The sequence below is a fragment of the Francisella sciaenopsi genome (assembly GCF_045862875.1).
Taxonomy (GTDB): domain Bacteria; phylum Pseudomonadota; class Gammaproteobacteria; order Francisellales; family Francisellaceae; genus Francisella; species Francisella sciaenopsi.
On record NZ_BTHG01000004.1, the window covers coordinates 171,949 to 193,728 of the forward strand.

Below are 21,780 nucleotides of genomic sequence, written 5' to 3' on the forward strand. Positions count from 1 at the left end.
TTGACATGAGTGAAAACGTATATATAGTCGCTGCAAAACGCTCTGCTGTTACAAAAGGTAAAAAAGGTGGTTTTGCAAAAAAACGTCCTGATGAATTATTAGCAGATGTGCTTAGAAAAACTGTCACTGAAGCTAATATTAACCCTAATGATATAGAGGATATAGTTGTCGGTTGTGCGATGCCTGAAGCTGAACAAGGCTTAAATGTCGCAAGAATATCATCTCTTTTGGCTGGACTACCTAATAGTGTCCCTGCTTTTACAATCAATCGCTACTGTAGCTCTGGATTACAGTCAATTGCCATTGCAGCAAATGAAATTGCTCAAGGTAATATTGATGTTGCTATCGGCGCGGGTGTTGAAAGTATGAGTATGATTCCTTTTGGTGGTAATAAGATGTCTTTTAGTAAAGAAATCTTTGCTAAGGATGAAAATGTTGCCATAGCTTATGGTATGGGTATCACTGCTGAGATGGTTGCTAAAGACTGGAATGTATCACGACAGGATCAAGATGTTTTTGCTCTTGAGAGTCATCAAAAAGCAATCAAAGCTATTGAAAATGGTTACTTCAAAGATGAAATACTACCTATAGACGTTGATCACAATAAGCCAGATGAAGCCACTGGTGAAATTATAAATCACAAGCAAACTATAAGTGAAGATGAAGGCGCTCGAAAAGATACCTCACTAGAGGCATTAACTAAACTAAAACCTGCTTTTGCAAATGGTGGATCTGTAACTGCTGGTAATAGCTCACAAGTTTCAGATGGTGCTGCTGCTGTAATTTTAGTTAGTGAAAAATACCTGAAAGAGCATAACCTAAAACCTTTAGGTAAGTTTCTAGGGTTTGCTGTAGCTGGTGTTGATCCGCGCATTATGGGTATTGGCCCAATCAAAGCCATACCAAAAGTGCTTAAGCAAACTGGTTTAGATATCGATAATATTGACTGGATAGAGTTAAATGAGGCCTTCGCTGCTCAGTCACTAGCTGTGATTAATGATTTAAAACTTGATAAAAACAAAGTTAACCCTTGTGGTGGAGCTATTGCCTTAGGACATCCACTCGGTGCAACCGGTACTATACTAACTGTCAAAGCATTACATGGATTACAACGTACTGGCAAGAAATATGCTATGATTACGATGTGTATTGGTACTGGTATGGGTGCAGCTGGTATTATTGAAGCTTGTTAGTAGCGAATAATTCTTAACATTAATATAAAAAGTAACTAATTACCCAGTAGGCTAAACTAAAATGATAAATTTAGATGATTATAAACCAATTGATTTCCCATGGAATTTCACCTGCTTTAGTGATATAGCCAAGAATCCTCTTGGTGTAAAGTTATCTTTGTATCATGTTGGTGAACATATGTATACAAAGTTCAAATGTCTACCAAATCATGTTGGTTGGGATAATGTTATTCATGGTGGTATTATCGCACTTATATGTGATGATATTCTTGGCAAGCATGTTTTAAGTATTAGTAAGTCATTTTGTATGACTCGCAACTTAAATATCAAATACTTAAAACCAACCTATAGTAAAGTAGCACATATTTTCAAAACCTCTATCATTCGTAAAGGTCGTACTACCGTGTGGATTAAAGTTGATATCTTCAATGAAAAAGGCGATCTATGCGCCTATGCTGATGCGGACTTCGCTCTATTAGAAGAGCATCATGCGAAACAAAAAGATATCGCAAGCTATAAGCTTGATGATTTAGTGGCACATCTTAAATAAGCTCTTTATTTGTCATTTCTGGCAAGAACTTATACACAATAATTATAAATGCAACGATGCAAGCTCCCATAAAATATAATACAGGAGCATAACCATAATTATGAGTAAGATCTAAGAATCTCGAGATAAACATACTTTCTATTAATGCTTTTGAAACAAGAGCTACAGATATCCCTATAGCGCGTATATGTACAGGTAGAACTTCTGATAATACCAACCATATACATACACCAGGACCTACCGCACCTCCAAATACAACAATAATTAACATCAGAAGACCTAAGTTGTTATATCCAGCTGTTATACAAAATATCATTGTAAATATAGATACAAATGAGATTAATAACCCACCAATGATGAGCTTTCTTCGACCAATAACATCAACAAGAAATAAGCCGAATATAGTAGCTATAAGATTGACTAATGTCATTGCTGTACCATAATAAGTTGCATCACAATTACTACAACTACTGAGTTGACCAAACATAGTAGGACCATAACTTATAAAGACATTAATACCAACAAAGCCATTTAAAACCGCCATTAAACTAATCAGTATTACAGATAAATAGTACTTTTGTTTGATAACAATTTTAATAAACTCAACGAAGCCTGTTTTATTTTTTTCGGTTAATGAGTGCTGAACCTTGAGAGCTAATTGCTCACTAATAGTTAGTGCCTGTTCATTTCTGCCCTTTAAAATTAACCAAGATGGTGAAAATGGTGCTATTAAGCTAATGATGAAAAGTAAAATTGAAAAAGGAATAGCACAGGCAAATATCAGTCTCCAACCAAAACTAGCCACAAATAAGCTTGCAAAAAAGTTAGCTAAAAAAATTCCAGAAACTAATGATAGCTGAAATATAGCCATCGCCCTACCTCTAAACTTAGCTACACTAGTTTCAGAAATATAAACAGGAATTACTGTTAACAAGAATCCTATTGACACCCCCTGTAGAAGTCTTGATAACATCAAAGTAGTATAAGTATTAGATACCATCATCAAAATCATTGATACTGTAAATAGAAATGCCCCAAAAGCCAAAATATTTTTTCTACTAAAGATATCCATTAATGGTCCTGATATTAGTTTCGATAGCAAAGCTCCAAAAAACACAATACCAGCTATCTCAGATAGTTGTGTAAGATTAAGAGATAACTCCTCTTTAATAACAGGTAATGTCCCTGATATCACTCCAATATCAAAGCCTGAGCATACACCTGTCAAAACTATCAAAGCTATAACGATTTTTTGGTATTTAGTTACTAACATTAGACCCTCTTTATAAAATATATAATAAATACTTAATAACTAAGTAATAAAGATATACTAAATAGAACTAAAATTTTATAAGAAATTATAGGAAAAGGTAATTTATTTAAGAATTTTTTTATATGGAATTATTTAATGATTAACTTTTTAGAGCTTTATAGATGATATCTTTGATTTCTAATCTTTGCTTTTTCAGCTCTTCTAACTGCATATCTTCAAACATACCTGAACTTTCAAGATTATATATTTTCTTATCTAGATCTTCATATTTCTTCATTTGATTACTGATATGATGATTTTCTTTCATATTGTGTAATTGATCTCTTAATTCAGGAAATTCTTTAACTAATGGATGATGTTCTAACATTGTAGATACTCCTTATTTTTATTGATTAAACAACTAATATACTTATGTGGCAATAAATGCAAACATACTACAAGTATACCTAATTTATATATATTTTCTCACATCTGCTAAAGATTGTTCAAATTTAATTTGTCCATTTTCATAATAAGTTTCAAGTATTGAGTCGCTATGATACTCTCCTATAGCATACTGATCATCTAGAACTATTGTCTGATAATTACCTTTAGCATCTTTAATCAAATCTAGACGTCCTTGTTTAGATTTCTTTGTGGGATCTGTGATAGGTTCTTTTTTAACTCCAATTAAAGAGTCCCCACGTTTGATTGCTGAGCATTTAATAGCAAACTTGAAACTATCTCTGTTTATAGATGATTCATGATTTCCTTGTAGCAATGCTCCACCCATACCAAAAGCTATATTCTCAGCAGAAAATCCATTTTTTTTCATCGCCGATAGTATACTCTTTGCTAAACTAAGGCTTACACCATCACCTTGTATCAATGCTACCTTTTGTAGAACCTTATACCCCTTAGCATTTACACTACTACCATACGCTTTTTCTAGTTCACTAAGAGCATATAAGATATTATCTATAGCATCTCCTGAATCTGGTCTAATTACCAAGTTTGCTTTTCTAGCTTTGACTTTATCTTTTAAATCAATCCAAGTTTGTACTGCTTGTTTAAAATCCCAACTATCCGAAACACAGGCATATAGAATACTGTTATCTCCAAATTGCTCAATCATATTCTCAAAGGCTTGACGCTCACACTCAGAACCCATACCCCAGCTAGTCATCGTTGAATGCTCACTTGCAGGAATCGAATAACCAGCCATATTTTCATGATAATATTCTTTACAAACCTGTAGAGCTGCTAAGGTATCTGTTCCTAGAAAATTAGTCAGATGCGCCGCTCCGCCAATCCCAGCAGACTCCTCTGATGAAACACCTCTATAGCCAAAATCATGAAGCATAAATTCCAGCTTATCGAGATTATCTGCGGTTTCTAGAAGATATTTTTTGATTAGTTTTTTGATATTAAAACTGATAGTTGCAACTGTAGTTGGATACCATACTTTCAAAAGTAGTGTCTCTAGCAATCCAGGCAACCAAAACAACTCTGGATCAGTACTTTCTATAGTCATCAATACATTATGTAAAAGTACTAGACTCCCCTCTCTAACCGCACGAATCCTAACTGGTAAATAACCATTATACTTTTTTAAGATTTTCTCAAAGCCTTCTCGATAAAATACCAAACCATGAGCTTTCAGAATTTCTTCAGCTTCATCTATCATTTCTAGTGTTATTGGCCGAGATAAGTATTTTTTGATGTAATACTGTAAGCCAAAAAATCTAGTATGCGTAGCTAAATCACTATTTACAGTACCACGACTTTCTAAATAAAAATGAAGATAATTGGCATCCTTAGGATACTGATAAGGATGTGAATGTTTATAACTATCAGTCATTAATAACAGGTTGTTTCTATGCATCAGACATATATAAAGAGAAACTTGTAAGATAATGTTATCAAAAGTTTTACAGATAAACTATTTTTGAGTTATATTTTTTATACTGCCTTCAACTAATCTTATTAGTTTTGACATATATTTAAGCGAGATTTCTGTTTTATCAATCAGAGGATTATATTCTGCCACTTCAAAACACACTAAACTATTAAAATTAATTTTCTCAATAGTCTTATAAAAAACTTGTGGGTCAATACCATTTTCAACTGGAGTTCCTACAGCATCAAGGTTAGTAGGATCTAAACCATCTAAATCAAAACTAATCCCTACATTACCCTCTGTAACCTTCTCAAGACGTTCAAACTCTTGTAAAAATAACTCTTCAAAGTTTCTATCAGTTAAATCTGTTTGATAATAAACTTTAACACCTAATTTTTCCAAAAAGTCTCTTTCTGGCTTTTCATAAGAGCGAATTCCAAAGAAAACAATATTCTCAGGCTTTAACTTGGGATTATCATTTAGTACTTTTATTAATTCCTCATGACCATATCCTAAAAGATGTGCTACAGGCATACCATGAATATTACCTGTCTCAGAAGTTTCTGGTCTGTGACTATCTAAATGTGCATCAATCCAAATCAAACCAAGCTCTTTTTTCTGACCTTTAAGATAATCATAAACCCCACTCCATGTACCTATCGCACATGAATGATCTCCTCCAAGAGCTAAAGGAAACTTACCTTCTTTAAGAATTTCAGATACTCGTTGAGCAACTTTAGTAAAATATCTACCCATGGTTGGTACTTCAGTTCTACCACCAACATAATTGATAATTTGAGCATCTATACGTCTATCTCTTAACTCATTCAACAAAGCATATGGAGCTCTTCCACAACCAATTTCTCTACCAGCATTACCAATAGCTATTCCTACTGCTTCTACTTTTTTCATTTTATCACCCCAATATTATAATACTGAAAATAAATTCTTAGGATCTTTGATTGGTGGTACCATATCCATTTGGCTACCAATATCATACTTCTCAGCTAAATCTAAGGTCAGACGAAGTGCTGAGAAATCTTCGATTGCAAAACCCACTGAATCATAGATCGTAATTTCTTTATCATTTTCACGACCTTTTTTCCTACCAGTTAAAATTTCCCATACTTCCGCATGTAAAACTTGCTCAACTTCTTGTGGTGATAAGTTTTGAATCTCTCCCTCAATCATTGACTGCTCTTTGTATTCAACAACTACTTTACCTCTGAAGAGAATATCTATATCAAGTTCAGTCTTACCAGGACAATCTCCACCCAAACCACTTATATGTACACCTTCTTTAACCCAATCATTTTCAATTACAATTGCATGAAGTTTACAAGCCGTACATACGACAATGATGTCCGCACCTTCACAAGCCTCTTTAGCACTATCACAAGCGATAAATTCAAGATCTACATCTTTCATATTATTAGCATATTTTTTCATTGCTTCTGGATCTGTATCAAAATATCTAACTGTTTGAATAGGTCTGATTAATTTATGAGCTAAAGTTTGAAATTCGCTTTGAGCACCTGTTCCTATTAGCGCCATAGTCTTACTATCTTTGCGCGCTAAGTAGTCTGTTGCTAACACAGTCGCAGCTGCAGTTCTTAAAGCTGTAAGAACAGTCATTTCAGATATAAGTAGTGGATAACCATGTTTAATCTCATTTAACTGTCCTGTAGCTACAACTGTCTGCTTACCATCAAATGGATTTGCAGGATGTCCATTTACACATTTATATGTAAATAATTTATTGTCAGCAGTTGGCATAAGCTCTAAAACACCTCCCGGAACATGAGCTGCATATCTTGGTGATTTATCAAACTCTTGCCATCTTATAAAGTCCTGTTTTGTATATTCAACTAGGTCTCTAATAAAGTTATCAAAACCGTGCTTTTGCACTATTTTTGCCATATCTTGAACTGATAAGATTCTCATATCTTCTCCAATTTACTATTAAATAGTTTTATTTTTTAAATAATTTAACCTACTAAATATATTCATAAGAATATGATTAATCAATAGAAACTTATGCAATTATTTATTTCTCGACAGAATATATCACTACAACAAAAAAATACTTTTGATCAGTTTTGAAAGATTAGTTTTCAAAATTCATTTACAATCAATATTATAAAATTTCGTTTAATAATATCCTTTGATAACAGCCTTCGCTAGTTAACCATACCATAGTTATTTTTTGAGGCATAATAGTTACGATTGTATCTTTATTATTAATTTTGAGCGTATATTCACCTTGATCTAAATCCTTAGAAAATAAATCGACATTTTTGGGCAAAAGATTCCAGCTTCTTAAATCTGCTTGGGTCGTCGCCATGTTATACACCGAAGTTCCAATTGCTGCTAGAGCCGCATAGTCACCTGATGATCTAATAGCCGCCACAGAAATAGCTGTTTTTGTAACTAGGCGTAAAACCTCTCTAGTTACGATCGCAGGATATTGATCTGATAAAGATTTAGCTGCCATTGCAGTCGTATCAACCAGTAATGCTGTTTTACCTTTATCGATAATCTTATTACCTTTTAAAATCTCTACATCGGCATTAGGTGCTAACTTATAAGAGCCATAGTATGGTAACGAAATTTTTTGAACTCCAGCTTGTTGAAAAAATATCGCGATCGGTATATCAAACTTTTTAACAGGCTCAACCCAGCCACTCTCATATATTACAACAAGTTTACCTTGCCCTTGTCGATAGATATCATGACCAGTATCAAAAGCGTTCTTGATTTGTTTATAATCTTCTTTAACATATGGATTGTTTGGAACAACTCTTAGAGCATTACTCATTGATAAATTAGCATTATTTAGATCGGTATCGTACGACTGATATATCAAAGCCTCTAGATAATATCCAAAAGCATTTTCATAAGAATTTTTTACCCTATCAGCTATATTTACTAACTGTCTATATTGTTTTGAACCAGATATATTTGATGAAACCTGTCTAGAATCAACATGATTAAATTCTTCATACCTAGTTTTATTTGTCTGAGCTGCTAAATCCTTTGCTTCATAAGTGGCATATTGAGCATATGATAAGTTACGAATACTAACAGCAGCATTTTCTAAATCATGCTGTTTTAAATAATTTAGCGCTTGATAAGCGTATAAAAAAGTAATCTCATAATCAGATATATAGTAATATCTCTCTTTATCACTTAAAAGAGTAGCTTGAGTATTTTTAAGTATATTCCTAACTCTTATTTTTGCTTCTGCTTCTGACTTAGCAACATAATCTGCTGCATTGGCATATTTAACTTGTGATAATTCAGTTTTACCTAGTAACTGATCAAAACGCCCAGTTTCTAAGAAGCCGATAGAAGCATTAATACCATCATTATCAAAAGCTTCATCAAACTTTGTTTCGATAGGTTTATAGTTACATGTCTCAATAGCACTTTTAGCAGCTCCTACCTTATTAGGGTGGCTACCACTAAATGTCGCACAACTAGATACAACAAAACATGTAATAAACAATAAAGAAATTTTTATTTTCATATTATTTGGATAAATATGCGCGTAAACCAGCTTGTATTTTAGATAAGCTACCATCAATTACAATACCTACAGAATACTTAGGCATCACATCTGTAATTCGTACTTTTGCTAAGACTTTACTATCTAAAACAATATGCTGTCCTGTTGCTGGGTCAACGCTAGTGCCTCCTTCTTGACGAATTTCATAGATACTACCTTTAACAACGCCATTCCCACCTCGGTTAAAATATATCTCGCCATCGTCTACTTTTAATACTTGAAGAGGATATATAGCTCCAACAATTTGTTCAGATATTGTTTGACCAATTTGTTCAGCAACATAACTTAATATCTGTGAATGATCGCCATTGTCATAGTTAGCATACTCGTTAGCGATATTTGCTGGTACTTGCAATCTAACGACATTCGACCATTTAACCTCCATCGTAGCTAACTCAATCATACGATAAGCCACACTCGCTGAGACGTTCAGTGTTGTAAAGTCTTCTCCATAATACGAACTCTTCTTCTTACTAATATTTAAACCTAAAATATCACCAGTTAGTATAAAATCAGCGCCTATTCTTTGATTTAGTTTTTCTTTCTCGCTAGAGTCATTAGAGTTTATTATACGTCGAATTTCTTCTTCATAAGCTTTCTCATCTTTAACATCCCTATTAGAAATCCTAAATTTACGTGTTTGCGTAATTTGAGCTATTATAGTTTGATTGAGGCCATCCTGAAGCTGCTTTTCACTATAATTACCATTTATGGTCGATCCTTTTGTATCAAATGGTAATATAGCAACTGTAAACATTTTGAGATTATTTCGCTCATCTACACCTTTGTACTTAAGTGTACTTCCAGAGTTAGTACCTAAAGTGTTATTTGATGAGTTATTTAACAAGTTAGCTGAACTACCAGATACAATATTTGTAGAAGAATCTGCAGCAATAGCAACATTACCAATTATAGAAATCAAAAATAGAGAAAAAAAAATTAATATCTTTTGCATCATTCTATCCTAGAACTGGTTTAAATATTTATTATCATCACTTTGTCTAATAATTACTTTACCATTTAAGGAAGTCTCTCCACTTTCTGTACTTTTAGCGTTTTGTTTACGATATTCATCATAGTTAAAGTTTTTGATCTTATTTGCCGTAGCTACTTGCTTAGGATCCCACTTTAATACAACACCATATACAGTATTCTCCGTACTTGGTAACTTATAACGCCATCTTTTAACAGTTTTAAGACCAATAATATCTAGGTTTGCTTTTGTTTTGTAATATGTAGATAGCGTCTTTTCAATATCAGTTGCATCTATTCTACGTGTTTGCTGCGTTTTAGTATTTTTAGCAAGAGTACTAGAAATATCCTCAGACATAGTCAAAGCTTCTTTAGTTGACATTTGTCCAGCTATCAGTGTAACTAAATTTGCTCTTGCCATAATCTCAGCTTGCTTATAACCATAATCACCAGCTGAAACTCCTTGAATTTTTGGACCTGTGTACGAGCCTTGACCATATGATAAGATATATGGTTTATTATCTTCTCCAAAGCCAACACGGATACCATAATCACCCATCATATCTTCACCTGACTTATCCTTATATAAGTCAGAAGGAGATTGTCCACCTTTACCAACAATTACAGGCTCATTACCATGCTTGATATCCTCAAACATTCCTTTAATTTTATCTGAATAAATAACCACTACACCAATAGCCGCATTACCATTTTTTTCTACCACAAAAGTCTTGATTGGTAGTAGACCTGATAAGTTACCAAACCCTATAGTTAAGCTTTTAACTGTCATTTGCTGACTTAAGAGAGCTTTTCTCTTCTCATCAGGTGTTGCAAAATCATCTGGATTTAAACCTTGATCTTTTAATTGTTTATTTAGTTTTGCTTCTTCTAATGCTTGTTGCTTAGCGTCAATAGCTGCTTGAGTACCCTCTTTTGGTTTATCAGAATCTGTATTAATATCATTAACATTAGAACCTTGAGTACTATCTATGCTTAGACTCTTATCAACTTTTGTATTAGCTGATATAAACGATATATATTCTGCCTGTGCTTTTATCAAAGCCTTCTCAAATGCTAACTGAGCACTATCGACATAATTTGAATTTGTCTGATTGACAGAAGCTGTACCTATAGCAGAACCAACATAATCATATTTATCTCTAAGATTATTCTGATCGATATAACTCTCCATTACATCACTTAAGATTTCTTCTGCGGATCTCTTATCTTCTGCAGTTGTCGCAACTGCTTTTGAATCTGATGAGATAGCACTATTAAGATTAGATACATCTGAACCCATATCAACAGATTGCGACTGCTCAGCTGTAGATTTAGTATCTACAGTTGTTTCTGCAGCAACTAAAGGACTTACTAATAATGATGAAACAATTAATGAGCTTAATATTTTCTTTTTCATAGTATTTTATCTCCTATGTTTTAAGAAATTTCAGATCTATTCTGAAATAACTATTTTGAAATCTAACTACCAGCCAAATGTTGATTTAGTCTGTGATTTACGGATTTGCTTATCATCTTGCCATACAACAAGACCTGTTTTTAGATCCATCATCTTCAATGTTGCCAAGAAGAATTTAGATCTCTTATCTCCATCAACATTAGTATTATCAATATCTTGGATAGAGCCATAAACCATATACCTAGCACCAATATGCTGACCTATCTTAGTAGCTGTAGTTTGATCAACCATACCACTATTAGCTTGATATCCAAGCTGCTCACGTACATTTTTGATTTGAGACATATCAGTAACTTGGAATAATCCAGATTTGATAATCTGTGTCTGTACTGTATTTGACAGCATTGTTGTATTAATATGTTCTCTTGTTTCATTACGAATATTACTAAAGAATAATGTTGGAGTATCCATAGCAGTAATTCTCTTAACTGCTCGTGAATTCAGCATATCTTCGGTCATCTTGTTCGTGATAGCTTGCAAATCAGTAGAACTAAAATTAATGGATGTTGTATCTACACCGTTTGGATCTTCATAAGCAACAGTTGTTTTACTACATGAGCCCAACAAAATTAAGCTTACCGATAAAGTTACAAATAAAAGCTTTTTCTTCATTATTTTTGTGAATAGAATAATTTGTCTATGTAGCGATTATAACAAAAATAATTAAGAATGTTATTGATTATAAATAGTAAAGATTATCTAAGAGGTTTAGACATAACATATACACAAACTGAACCTATTTGCTTTATAGTATATTCAGCAAAATTATTCTTTAGATATTTTTCTATAGATTCATAAGTATCGTTTTTATTATCAAATATTCCTTTGGCATTGAATTTATTAGCCACCTTAATCGCAAGTTTTGAGCTATAGTCATTGATAATAGTCGATCCAAAAGCCACTCCATCTTTACTCAACATTTTAGCAATATTTTCGAATACTTTTTCTTTATTGCCATTATCAGGTAAACAATGAATCAAATAGTTACAAGATATAGAATCATATTTTGAATAAAATTCTTCTGCAATATCTTTGAGTATATCTACTTGATAAGTTGATACTTCTTTATCTTTAAGTACATTTTTCACATACTCTAAACAATTTGGGTTTAGATCCATTAATGCTACTTTAGATAATCTATCTTTAACATTTTTTAGGTAATATCCTGAGCCTACTCCTATATCTAAATGATTAGGCGATACATTATCTTTGTATAACTGCAATAGTTGAGATGTTTTACATTTCCACAAAAAAGTATTATTGAAAAATAAAACAACAAAGTTGTAAAGTTTAAGGACTAATTTAGAGTAAACCTTTTGACCATCGTGTGTACTTTTATTCAATTTTATAACCTCACTCTACCAAAACATATTTGAACGCATTGGCTTGATTGCAAAAACAGCTATCAGTATAACATAAATATACCACGGCACGTCTAATAGAGCCGGTATCAATACAGCTAACATACAAGCAAAGAAAAACATACTAAAGAATAAAAGTACTTGATATGAGGGTTTGTTTGTCTTTAAATATTTACAAGCTTTCTCAATATACGAACCTTCAAACGACAAAAGATGAATCACTATTGGAAAAACCGCTGTCAAAAACATTAGCAAATAGAAAACCCAACTAACCAACGCTAATGTTGAATAGCTAGAAATTATTAGTAAGCCAACGAGAAAGTACACTATTTTGACCAATGCAATATCAACCAGAGTGAAACGCTGTAATTTTTCTGATAAGAACTCTTCTTCATACATAATGCACTCCTTAGTTTTTAGTGGCAATTGCATAGTAATTTTAACTTATTGAGCACACTTTAGAAACAAAAGATATTAAGCAAGATTATTATTTAGAGACATAGTCACTAATAAAATTTAAAATCTAGTACTAGACTTTAATAGTATTCAGTTGATCAGCTGGCACTTCCTTTTCCACTGTTTCGACCTTTCCACTACTATCTTCTGTCTTTTTGACAATCTTAGCAGTTTTGCCATCTGAGTTAATTGTTATAGAACTAAATTCTTTCACATCCGGTTTTTTAGTGACTTTTGATGTTTTAGATTGTGTTTGCATTTGGGCTATATTTTGATCAATATTAGCTATCATCTTATTAAAATGCTCATCTAACATTTGCTGTTGTTTTTGAAAATCTGCCATCATCTTTTCTACAGAGTCTTGACTGGATACTTGTGCATCATTTTTTGGTAATTTTTGCTTAACCCATCCAACTGTTCCATCTTTTTGATCAACTATCTCAATCCACTCCCCTTTTGAGAAAATTGCCTTATATTGATGATTTTGATCATCAATTGTCATAATTTTTTTGGATTTCTCATCTGGTTTTGCATACATCTGATAACTCTCAGCATATACTCCAGACACAATTATTAAACCAAATACTGTTGCTAGAATTTTCTTCATTTCAACCTCCAATTTTTTGATGTAGCTATTTTATACATAAACGGTCCAAAATTATAAATAAGTTTTATAGCTGTTTTTTCAAGTTACAAAGCTATTAATCGGCTATAATCATATTTATATAAATTAAATTTGAAGAAAATGGTATTGAGACAACATTAGCACATAATGGTAAAGAAGCACTCTTTCTAAATAAACTACCTAACTATCTAACTCCATAATATAAGAATAATAATTATCCATACTATGTGACATCCAGCTTTCTTTCACCGTAATTATAAAGTATGGTATTGAAAAATGATAATAATCAAATGGTTGAGTTATATACCCTACTGGATCAATCACATTTGCTACCCATACAAAATTTTTGATTTTATCTTTATAATATTCAGCAAAGTTATACTGTCCAGGCGCAGGCGCAGCATATGTTACCATACTAATATTATCTGGGTTCAACCCTTTTTCTGAAATTAAGTACGCATTAAATAAAATAGCAACTGCACCACCTAAGCTATGACCACTTATCAATATTTTAGTGTCTTTATTAATATTATTTTTATACCACTCTTTAAATTCTTGATTATTTATTACTTCTACTAAATAGTATTGAAATCCTGTATGAGCAGTAACCTTTTCTTTTATTGCTGGAAGGAAATAGCTTGGTATAACTGCTGCATCAACAATCCAATTATTAATATTTGAACTACCCCTAAAAGATATAATTGCTTCATTAGTATTATGGTTTTTTGCCAAAAGAACTTGATAGCCAGTTATTCCATTAGATTCTGAATTTTTATCCTCAATTTCACCTAAATCATTAATATCCCAAACGGCCTTAAAATTTTCATATTTCTCTCTATGGCTAGCATAATCATAATTAGATACTGTTTTTAAAGTATTATTTTTTTTACTTGCAGTCAAATCATTATTACTGTCACCATTGACTATAATATATTCATAACCTTTTTTGGTCACGTAGTTTATAGCATCATATTCTAGATTACTTGTATTAGCTGAAACGTACGATGCTTCTGCTGCTGCTGCTGCTAATTTTAAGGTTGATATATTTGGAGTTGGTGATGATTTTTCTATAGCATAAGCCGAAGACATTATGACTAACAATGAAATAATTTTAAAAAATTTAGCTTTAAACACGGTCTAGTATCTCCTTACATTGATTTAATAAAGTCTAACCATGTCAGGATAGCAGATTTAAATAAAAATATGTCAATAATTTAATAAATTTTTATTAATTTATAATATATACATATTTAATAATAAACTTATTGAGTTACTTTTGCTTTCATTTTATTCTTTCTCTTGCGTCTTGATTTATTTTTTTTAGCCTTTTTAGTTGGTTTTTTTGACTTCTTTGGATACGGCTTATCATTATTTTTATCTAAATTTGGCTTACGTGGATCATATAATTCAAAATCTATGTGAATTCTTTCCAAATCTGCTCTAACAACTCTTACAGTAATATCTTGACCAATCTTATAAACTTTATGAGTCCTCTTGCCAATTAATATATCCTTTGCTTCATCATAGATATAATAATCACCTGGAATGGCCGAAACATGTATCAATCCTTCTATATACATATCTTTTAGCTCAGCAAATAGACCTAAGCCATTAACATGCTTAACTTGAGCTTCCAAAACATGACCAATATAGTCTTGCATGAAGTAGCATTTTAACCAGTTTTCAACTTGTTTTGATGCACCATCAGCATTTCGCTCCTGATCGGAAGCATTTTCACAAATATTTGCTAATTCAGAAGGTTTATAATCAGCAGCACCATGCTCATATTCACCAATAATTGATTTGATTATTCTATGTACTACTAGATCTGGATATCTACGAATTGGTGATGTGAAATGTGTATATTCACTATATGCTAATCCAAAGTGTCCATCATTATTTATACTATAAACAGCTTGATTCATACTACGAAGAGTCATCATCTGAATATCATCATAATCTGGACGCTCTTTAATACTCTCAAGCATTTCAGCCAAAGCTTTTGGCGTAACTTTACCATCTTTACCATAAGCAAGATGTATTCCATGCCTAGATAAGTACTTTTTAAGAGTTTCCATCCTATCTTCTTTAGGTTCACTATGAACTCTAAACGGTGATGTTTTTTTATGTTTGATTGTAAATTTAGCTGCAGCAACATTGGCTACAAGCATACACTCTTCTATTAGTCTATGAGCATCATTACGATGTCTTGGCACTATTGATTCAATATGATTATGCTCATTAAGTATTATCTGTGTTTCAACTGTATCAAAGTCTATAGCACCTCGTTCTTGCCTAGCTTGATGGAGTACTTTATATAAATCATACAAGTCAAATAAATTAGGTGCCAACTCAGGAGTTTTCTCTAGTATTGTATTTTGTTTCTTCTCTAAAAGTTTTGCAACTTCTGTATAAGTTAAACGTGCTTTTGAGTTTATTACAGCAGAATAAAACTTATATCTAGAAAGCTTACCTTCCTTAGTAATATTCATTTCACAAACTAGAGAATATCTATCTTCATTAGGTTTTAACGAACATAATCCATTTGATAACTTCTCAGGTAACATCGGAATAACATACCCTGGGAAATAAACAGAAGTTGAGCGACGCTTAGCATCTAAATCTAAGCTAGAATCTTTTTCAACATAATTTGATACATCTGCAATTGCAACATATAATTTCCAACTACCACTTTTAGTTTTATGTGCATAAACAGCATCATCGAAATCTTTGGCATCTTCACCATCAATAGTTACGAAATTCTCACTACGCAAATCAACTCTATTACCAACAATCACATCATCAGAAATATTATCTAAATAGCGTAAAGTTTTTTTACTCCACTGTTCAATTAAATCATACTTCCGTGTTGCCATCATCATTGCTTCTTTAACTGGAGATACTGCTTCGACCTCCTGTTTAAATTTAGCAACGGCTGCACTACTTACACTAGGGTAAACAATTATCTCAGCTTCGATTAAAGAATTATGTTCTATTTTTTGCTTTGGTGGTAATAGCACTATATCACTTGTCATGCTCTTACTTATCGGCTTAATAAAATCACAATCAAAACTCTTATAGTAGTATCCTGTGATAGTTTTTTGAGCTCTTGAAACTATTGTTTGAATCTCTGCATCTATACGACCACGCTTGTTAAGTCCTAACACTTTTGCAGTTACTTCATCACCAACCATTACCATTTTTGCTTGATGAGAGACTATACCCACCTTAGTATTTAGAGTGTGGCTAAACAGCTCTAAGCGAGAGTCTCTATCAGTTGTCACTTTAGATGTGATATATATCGGTGCTATTTCTGGTAGACTATAGTATGATCTATCTTTTTCTAACTGACCATCTCTAACCATTGCACCTAAACGATTTACAAGACCATCAAAAAGATTTTTTTTAAATATTTCTAAAGCATTTGCTATATTTTCTATGCTAACAGGTATATTAGTATCTCTTATATAATTTAGGATTACTTCTCTACTTGGAATCGGATTCTCGTATTTTTGTGCTTCAATATCCTTATTAGGATCATTATGTATACTATATTTACTCACTTATGAATATATCCTGGTCAAAAAATTTTTTACTTATTAACTTACCTTTATCAAACTCTGCTATGGCAACAAACTTCTCATCATCGTATATCCTGACCGTTCCATCAAGATGAGATTTGTCAGCAAAAAGTCCTCTTTTGTATAAATCATCTTTTTCTTCTTCTACTAAAGAGTATATTGGCTTGTCAATAAATACACTCTCTACATTAGCTATACTAGCAAGTTTTTGCTCAAAACTTAAATCTTTTAAGTTGTCTAAGTCATGAGCAGCCTCAATTCTAAAAGGACCACTTTGTGTTCTTTGTAGCGCCACTAAATGTCCGCCACATCCTACATTTTTTCCAATATCTATTGCTAAACTACGAATATAAGTTCCCTTTGAACATTTAACTCTTATTTTCAACGAATCTGTATTGAAGTCTACTAGCTCTAACTCATATATTTTGATATTTCGAGGCTTTACTTCGACAGTTTTACCCTCTCTTGCTAGCTTATAAAGAGGTTGTCCATTATACTTCAAAGCTGAATACATTGGAGGGATTTGAACTATGTTCCCCCGAAAATTTCTCAAAACTGTTTCTAGGTACTCTGCCGACAACTCTGGAATATCATCATTTCTTGCTATTATTTGACCTTCAGCATCTCCACTATCTGTTTCAACACCTAGTTTAATAGTAGCAATATATTCCTTATCAGAATCTAGAAGATATTGTGCTATCTTAGTTGCTCTACCAAAGCATATAGGCAAAACTCCTGTTGCCATAGGATCTAAGGTCCCTGTATGACCTGCCTTTTGAGCATTATATAAATACTTTAATTGTTGTAAAACTTTATTTGAACTAAGGCCTTTAGCCTTATTTATAACAACCACACCATTTAGATTTAATCTATTTTTTTTCATGTAACCCTTGTTGTGATAGTATTTGTATCATCTTCTCTGCAGCTTTTTGCTCTGCTTTTTTTCGTGATGTGCCTTTTGCACTGACTTCAATATTTAGATCTATAGACAATGCTTTAACTGTAAACTCTTGCTCATGATCTTTACCATCAATAGTTTCAATACTATATTCAGGAAGACTTAGTCCATTTTGCAATAAAATTTCTTGTAACTTAGATTTACTGTCTTTCACTCTGACATCATCTAAATCAAGAGTCGATATCACTGGTTTGTACCAACTTAATACAACCTTTTTAACAGTTGCAAAATCACTATCTAGATAAATTGCTCCAATAATAGCTTCAAATACATCTTCTAATATTTTTTCGCGCTTATGCCCACCTTGTTCGCTAGCACCTAAGATGATATATTCATCTAATTTAAAATTTAGAGCTAAATTTGCTAAAGTTACTCCTTTAACTAGCTTAGACCTAATTTGTGAAAGTTTACCCTCTGCCAAATCAGGAAATTCTAAATATAACACTTCAGCAATTACAAAGCCTAAAATAGAGTCCCCTAAGAACTCTAGTCTTTCATAGTTTTTCTTTGTTTTACTACGATGAGTTAATGCTCTGACTAAGAAAGTATAATTTTTGAAACTATAACCAAGAATTTTATATAATCGAGAATATTCAGGAACCATTTATTTAAAAGACCTTACCTATTTCACTCCAGCGAACTTTCTTATCAACCTTATCCCAACTCATCCATACAATCTTGGCTTTACCAACAAGATCTTTCTCAGGAACAAAGCCCCAATAACGGCTATCTTCGCTGTTATCTCTATTATCTCCCATCACAAAATAATGTCCAGCGGGTACTTTGAGGTCTTCAAAGTCAGTACCATTTACAGACTCAATCCAATCAACTTGATGTTTAATACCATCAAGATCTTCGGTACAAACTGTGTCACCACCGCCATTAGCTAATGATTGATTATAATAATTGACCGCATCCCTATCACAATTTGTATACTCAAGTTTTTTACCATTAATAGTTAACATCTTATTTTTATAAGAAATAACATCTCCAGGTACGCCAATAACTCTTTTGACAAAATCTACACTTGGATTAACTGGAAAATGAAATACTAAAATGTCGCCTCTTTTAGGTTCCCCTGTTTTTATTAGAGTTTCATTACTAAAAGGTGCTCGAATACCGTAAGCAGCTTTATTGACAAATATAAAATCTCCAACAGGTAGTGTTGGTGTCATAGATGCTGTAGGAATAAGAAAATTTCCTATAAGAAATGTTCTAAGCAAAAAAACCACCAAAAACACACTAAACAAAGACCTAGCTTGATCTGCTATCAATGGAGCTTTAAGACTATTATCTTTATAAAATTGACGTTTTTGCTTCTTAGATAGACCCTTTAATCCTTCTGCATAAGGTTTTAACCTTGTTCTTTGAAAAAAGAGTAAGTCAACTAAATAGATTAGACCACTTGAAATAGTTAAAAACAACAGCCAAAAAGTAAAGCCTAGATTTAAGATATAATTCAATAGTTCCATGAAATTACTTAACTACTTTATCCTTTTGAACAAAATAACCAACACCTCTGATTGTTTGAATAAAGTTTGGAATATTGATTTTCTTCCTTAGATTATGCATATGTACTTCTAGAGTATTAGTATCCATTTCTTTATCAGTAGAGTACACTTCTTCTAAAAGCTGCGTTTTCGGTACAACACGACCTGCGTTTTGTACCAGAATAGCCAAAAGGGCTAGCTCTTTTTTTGATACTGGAATAATAACACCATCTTTAGTTACTGTCTCAGAACTAGGATTAAAGCTATAGTCGCCAAACTTAATTTCTTCTTTAGTACTTTTGCCAGATCTTGTATCTATTCTGCGAGATATCGCTTTAATTCTTGCCACTAACTCTTTAAGCTCAAAAGGCTTAGTAAGATAATCATCAGCACCTAAGTCTAAGCCTTTAATTCTATCTTCTAAACCATCTCGAGCTGTTAAAAGAATAATTGGTACTTTGATACCTTTATTTCTAACATTTCTAAGAACTTCAAGACCGGTCTTAATTGGCATACCTATATCAAGAACAACTATGTCATATAAACCAGACTCTATAAAAGTTTGCGCAGCTTCCCCATCAGAAACCAAGTTAACAATAAGACCTTCTTTTTGCAATGCTTCTAACAAGCCTTCGCCTAAATTAAGATCATCTTCAGCCAATAATAGCCTCATAAACTCACCTATACTGTTATAAAACTTATAAAAAATACTTATCAAACCAAGTATATAGCATAAGATACATAAAATAAATATTTATTTTAAATTATAAAGTACACAAAATCTCAACCAAAATAGAGGGCTCTAATTAAGAGATTTCCGAACTAAATTCTTGAGCCAGCTGCCCTGCTCTAGTGATATTTGCTTGTATAGCATTATCAACAATTCCACCAAGATCAAACTTCTCAAAAATATACAACGCTTCAAAAGTTATACCTTTTTTAGATGTTACATTTTTTCTTAAAGTAGCCATATCCTCGTCACTCTTCAAAGCCATCTGCGCAGCACCAAGACACGTTTGAGCAACAAGCTTTTCAGCTTGTTGTTTATCCAACCCTCTTTTGACAGCAGCATTGACCATATGTTCCATAAATTGAAAATAATATGCTGGACCAGAACTTGCTATAGCTGCAATAACATCAATCTCATCTTCTTTTTCAACTACAGCGACCTCTCCCATTGTCTTCATAATATTAATAACTTCTGACTTATCATCATCACTAATATTTTTATTAAAAAATATTCCAGTAGCACCATAGCCTAAGCTACTAGGCGTATTAGGAATAGTCCTTGCGAAAGAAATATTCTTAGCAAACATTCTCTCATAATCATTAGTTTTGATGCCTGCTGCTACCGTAACTATTGTCTGATCATTTCTAGTATGATCTCTAATATCCTTGATTAAACTAATCATACCTTGTGGCTTTACAGCTAAAATAATAATATCAGCTATAGCGATTGACTCTACTAAAGAGTCCGAAGACCATATCCCATATCGACTAACTAAATTTTCTCTTTTATCTTCATTTCTATCAAAAACGATAACATCCTGACCATCATAGCCATGATTAACCATTCCTGCGATCATTGCAGCAGCCATATTACCACCACCAATAAAACATACTTTCATAAATAATATCTCTATATTTTTACTCTATAGTTATATAACTATAACATTTGAAATAATTATTGCTAATATATAGACAAATACAAAACTTAAAAAAACACACAAATGAAAGAAATAGTCTTAGCTTCAAGTAATAAAGGAAAAATCAAGGAATTTATTGAGATATTTAAGCAAAAAAATATCAAAATAATTCCCCAAACAAAATTCAATATTAGTGATGCTGAAGAAATAGGCCTTAGCTTTATTGAAAATGCTATCATCAAAGCAAGACATTGCTCAAAAAATACAGGACTACCTGCAATAGCTGATGACTCTGGACTTGAAGTATTTTCATTAGCAGGTGACCCTGGCATTTACTCTGCAAGGTATGCAGATGAGCATGGCAATGATGATGCCAATATACAAAAATTACTAACTAATCTAAAAAACAATAATAATCGTACTGCGCGCTTTGTCTGTGCTTTAGCTTATGTTAGAAGTGAAACAGATCCCACCCCAATAGTAGAATATGGTTTCTTAGATGGCGAAATTACGCATAGTCGCTCTGGTGAGTATGGTTTTGGATACGATCCTATATTTTTTTTACCTAATTTACAAAAAACCTTAGCAGAATTACCAAATGATGAAAAAAATAGAATTAGTCACAGAGCTATAGCACTTAGTAAAATCATCAATAAAATATAAAGCCAGTGTATTTTTTTATCTCTGATGATATAAATTTTTGTCTTATATGCTAAAATAAAACCATTAAATTAGTAATCTACTAGATAAG

At 32.4% G+C, this 21,780-nt stretch carries 22 protein-coding genes; 3 read left to right on the forward strand and 19 right to left on the reverse strand.

Annotation, left to right across the window (positions count from 1 at the left end; all coding sequences use genetic code 11):
- Window positions 1-5 precede the first annotated feature (5 nt).
- Together ACKTR7_RS06165 and ACKTR7_RS06170 are read left to right on the forward strand one after the other, a co-directional pair.
- Entirely contained in the window at window positions 6-1,193 is a 1,188-nt protein-coding gene (locus ACKTR7_RS06165) for an acetyl-CoA C-acyltransferase (RefSeq protein ID WP_407877494.1), read from the forward strand.
- Between the two features lie 61 nt (window positions 1,194-1,254).
- Window positions 1,255-1,743 carry a PaaI family thioesterase gene (locus ACKTR7_RS06170; protein WP_407877495.1) on the forward strand — a complete coding sequence of 163 codons (489 nt, stop codon included), beginning with the start codon at window positions 1,255-1,257 and terminating at the stop codon, window positions 1,741-1,743.
- Here ACKTR7_RS06170 and ACKTR7_RS06175 read toward each other — a convergent pair.
- The 19 genes from ACKTR7_RS06175 to proC all read right to left on the reverse strand — a co-directional run bounded on the left by ACKTR7_RS06175 (window position 1,736) and on the right by proC (window position 21,011).
- The gene (locus ACKTR7_RS06175; RefSeq protein WP_407877496.1) at window positions 1,736-3,016 is read right to left on the reverse strand and encodes an MFS transporter; all 1,281 of its coding nucleotides are present in this window, start codon (window positions 3,014-3,016) and stop codon (window positions 1,736-1,738) included. The two genes, ACKTR7_RS06170 and ACKTR7_RS06175, sit on opposite strands and share 8 nt — an antisense overlap.
- A 139-nt stretch (window positions 3,017-3,155) precedes the next feature.
- Window positions 3,156-3,383: a YdcH family protein gene (locus ACKTR7_RS06180; RefSeq protein ID WP_044526738.1), complete on the reverse strand. Its 228-nt coding sequence runs from the start codon at window positions 3,381-3,383 to the stop codon at window positions 3,156-3,158.
- Window positions 3,384-3,467: 84 nt separating this feature from the next.
- A complete protein-coding gene (locus ACKTR7_RS06185) occupies window positions 3,468-4,880 on the reverse strand; it encodes a nicotinate phosphoribosyltransferase (RefSeq protein ID WP_407877497.1) in 1,413 nt (470 codons plus the stop codon).
- Window positions 4,881-4,937: 57 nt separating this feature from the next.
- The gene (locus tag ACKTR7_RS06190) at window positions 4,938-5,807 is read right to left on the reverse strand and encodes an arginase (protein WP_407877498.1); all 870 of its coding nucleotides are present in this window, start codon (window positions 5,805-5,807) and stop codon (window positions 4,938-4,940) included.
- 15 nt (window positions 5,808-5,822) lie between these two features.
- Complete coding sequence (locus ACKTR7_RS06195) at window positions 5,823-6,839, reverse strand: ornithine cyclodeaminase (RefSeq protein ID WP_407877499.1); 1,017 nt, start codon at window positions 6,837-6,839, stop codon at window positions 5,823-5,825.
- A gap of 193 nt (window positions 6,840-7,032) precedes the next feature.
- Complete coding sequence (locus ACKTR7_RS06200) at window positions 7,033-8,424, reverse strand: COG3014 family protein (protein ID WP_407877500.1); 1,392 nt, start codon at window positions 8,422-8,424, stop codon at window positions 7,033-7,035.
- A 1-nt stretch (window position 8,425) separates the two neighbouring features.
- Complete coding sequence (locus ACKTR7_RS06205) at window positions 8,426-9,418, reverse strand: CsgG/HfaB family protein (RefSeq protein WP_407877501.1); 993 nt, start codon at window positions 9,416-9,418, stop codon at window positions 8,426-8,428.
- Window positions 9,419-9,427: 9 nt separating this feature from the next.
- Window positions 9,428-10,852, reverse strand: a complete 1,425-nt coding sequence (locus ACKTR7_RS06210) for a DUF6844 domain-containing protein (RefSeq protein WP_407877502.1) — start codon at window positions 10,850-10,852, stop codon at window positions 9,428-9,430.
- Window positions 10,853-10,918: 66 nt separating this feature from the next.
- Window positions 10,919-11,524, reverse strand: coding sequence for a penicillin-binding protein activator LpoB (lpoB, locus tag ACKTR7_RS06215; RefSeq protein ID WP_407877503.1), 606 nt, complete (start codon window positions 11,522-11,524; stop codon window positions 10,919-10,921).
- An 83-nt stretch (window positions 11,525-11,607) separates the two neighbouring features.
- The gene (locus tag ACKTR7_RS06220; protein ID WP_407877504.1) at window positions 11,608-12,255 is read right to left on the reverse strand and encodes a class I SAM-dependent methyltransferase; all 648 of its coding nucleotides are present in this window, start codon (window positions 12,253-12,255) and stop codon (window positions 11,608-11,610) included.
- 15 nt (window positions 12,256-12,270) lie between these two features.
- Window positions 12,271-12,672, reverse strand: coding sequence for a hypothetical protein (locus ACKTR7_RS06225; protein WP_407877505.1), 402 nt, complete (start codon window positions 12,670-12,672; stop codon window positions 12,271-12,273).
- Window positions 12,673-12,802: 130 nt separating this feature from the next.
- Window positions 12,803-13,336, reverse strand: coding sequence for a hypothetical protein (locus tag ACKTR7_RS06230; protein WP_407877506.1), 534 nt, complete (start codon window positions 13,334-13,336; stop codon window positions 12,803-12,805).
- A 198-nt stretch (window positions 13,337-13,534) separates the two neighbouring features.
- Window positions 13,535-14,488, reverse strand: a complete 954-nt coding sequence (locus ACKTR7_RS06235; RefSeq protein ID WP_407877507.1) for a lipase family protein — start codon at window positions 14,486-14,488, stop codon at window positions 13,535-13,537.
- Between the two features lie 128 nt (window positions 14,489-14,616).
- Entirely contained in the window at window positions 14,617-16,917 is a 2,301-nt protein-coding gene (gene rnr / locus ACKTR7_RS06240; protein ID WP_407877508.1) for a ribonuclease R, read from the reverse strand.
- A complete protein-coding gene (gene truB, locus ACKTR7_RS06245) occupies window positions 16,910-17,818 on the reverse strand; it encodes a tRNA pseudouridine(55) synthase TruB (protein ID WP_407877509.1) in 909 nt (302 codons plus the stop codon). The genes rnr and truB overlap by 8 nt, the downstream gene beginning before the upstream one ends.
- Window positions 17,805-18,497: a ribonuclease III gene (gene rnc, locus ACKTR7_RS06250; RefSeq protein WP_407877510.1), complete on the reverse strand. Its 693-nt coding sequence runs from the start codon at window positions 18,495-18,497 to the stop codon at window positions 17,805-17,807. Before rnc ends, truB begins: the two co-directional genes overlap by 14 nt.
- A 4-nt stretch (window positions 18,498-18,501) precedes the next feature.
- Entirely contained in the window at window positions 18,502-19,365 is an 864-nt protein-coding gene (gene lepB / locus ACKTR7_RS06255; protein WP_407877511.1) for a signal peptidase I, read from the reverse strand.
- A 4-nt stretch (window positions 19,366-19,369) separates the two neighbouring features.
- Entirely contained in the window at window positions 19,370-20,056 is a 687-nt protein-coding gene (gene qseB / locus ACKTR7_RS06260) for a response regulator QseB (protein WP_004287232.1), read from the reverse strand.
- A 133-nt stretch (window positions 20,057-20,189) separates the two neighbouring features.
- Window positions 20,190-21,011, reverse strand: coding sequence for a pyrroline-5-carboxylate reductase (gene proC / locus ACKTR7_RS06265; RefSeq protein ID WP_407877512.1), 822 nt, complete (start codon window positions 21,009-21,011; stop codon window positions 20,190-20,192).
- Between the two features lie 102 nt (window positions 21,012-21,113).
- On the opposite strand from proC, the gene rdgB reads away from it, so the two are divergent.
- Window positions 21,114-21,692: an RdgB/HAM1 family non-canonical purine NTP pyrophosphatase gene (gene rdgB / locus ACKTR7_RS06270; protein WP_407877513.1), complete on the forward strand. Its 579-nt coding sequence runs from the start codon at window positions 21,114-21,116 to the stop codon at window positions 21,690-21,692.
- The last annotated feature ends 88 nt before the right edge of the window (window positions 21,693-21,780 follow it).

What these genes read in the sequence shown, in the direction of transcription:
- ACKTR7_RS06185 (WP_407877497.1), bottom strand. Translation starts at nt 4,880, where the DNA reads ATGCATAGAAACAACCTGTTATTAATGACTGATAGTTATAAACATTCA.
- ACKTR7_RS06195 (WP_407877499.1), bottom strand. Translation starts at nt 6,839, where the DNA reads ATGAGAATCTTATCAGTTCAAGATATGGCAAAAATAGTGCAAAAGCAC.
- ACKTR7_RS06165 (WP_407877494.1), top strand. Translation starts at nt 6, where the DNA reads ATGAGTGAAAACGTATATATAGTCGCTGCAAAACGCTCTGCTGTTACA.
- ACKTR7_RS06225 (WP_407877505.1), bottom strand. Translation starts at nt 12,672, where the DNA reads ATGTATGAAGAAGAGTTCTTATCAGAAAAATTACAGCGTTTCACTCTG.
- lpoB (WP_407877503.1), bottom strand. Translation starts at nt 11,524, where the DNA reads ATGAAGAAAAAGCTTTTATTTGTAACTTTATCGGTAAGCTTAATTTTG.
- lepB (WP_407877511.1), bottom strand. Translation starts at nt 19,365, where the DNA reads ATGGAACTATTGAATTATATCTTAAATCTAGGCTTTACTTTTTGGCTG.
- ACKTR7_RS06205 (WP_407877501.1), bottom strand. Translation starts at nt 9,418, where the DNA reads ATGCAAAAGATATTAATTTTTTTTTCTCTATTTTTGATTTCTATAATT.
- ACKTR7_RS06170 (WP_407877495.1), top strand. Translation starts at nt 1,255, where the DNA reads ATGATAAATTTAGATGATTATAAACCAATTGATTTCCCATGGAATTTC.
- qseB (WP_004287232.1), bottom strand. Translation starts at nt 20,056, where the DNA reads ATGAGGCTATTATTGGCTGAAGATGATCTTAATTTAGGCGAAGGCTTG.
- ACKTR7_RS06230 (WP_407877506.1), bottom strand. Translation starts at nt 13,336, where the DNA reads ATGAAGAAAATTCTAGCAACAGTATTTGGTTTAATAATTGTGTCTGGA.
- ACKTR7_RS06200 (WP_407877500.1), bottom strand. Translation starts at nt 8,424, where the DNA reads ATGAAAATAAAAATTTCTTTATTGTTTATTACATGTTTTGTTGTATCT.
- proC (WP_407877512.1), bottom strand. Translation starts at nt 21,011, where the DNA reads ATGAAAGTATGTTTTATTGGTGGTGGTAATATGGCTGCTGCAATGATC.
- ACKTR7_RS06190 (WP_407877498.1), bottom strand. Translation starts at nt 5,807, where the DNA reads ATGAAAAAAGTAGAAGCAGTAGGAATAGCTATTGGTAATGCTGGTAGA.
- ACKTR7_RS06180 (WP_044526738.1), bottom strand. Translation starts at nt 3,383, where the DNA reads ATGTTAGAACATCATCCATTAGTTAAAGAATTTCCTGAATTAAGAGAT.
- rdgB (WP_407877513.1), top strand. Translation starts at nt 21,114, where the DNA reads ATGAAAGAAATAGTCTTAGCTTCAAGTAATAAAGGAAAAATCAAGGAA.
- ACKTR7_RS06210 (WP_407877502.1), bottom strand. Translation starts at nt 10,852, where the DNA reads ATGAAAAAGAAAATATTAAGCTCATTAATTGTTTCATCATTATTAGTA.
- truB (WP_407877509.1), bottom strand. Translation starts at nt 17,818, where the DNA reads ATGAAAAAAAATAGATTAAATCTAAATGGTGTGGTTGTTATAAATAAG.
- ACKTR7_RS06175 (WP_407877496.1), bottom strand. Translation starts at nt 3,016, where the DNA reads ATGTTAGTAACTAAATACCAAAAAATCGTTATAGCTTTGATAGTTTTG.
- rnc (WP_407877510.1), bottom strand. Translation starts at nt 18,497, where the DNA reads ATGGTTCCTGAATATTCTCGATTATATAAAATTCTTGGTTATAGTTTC.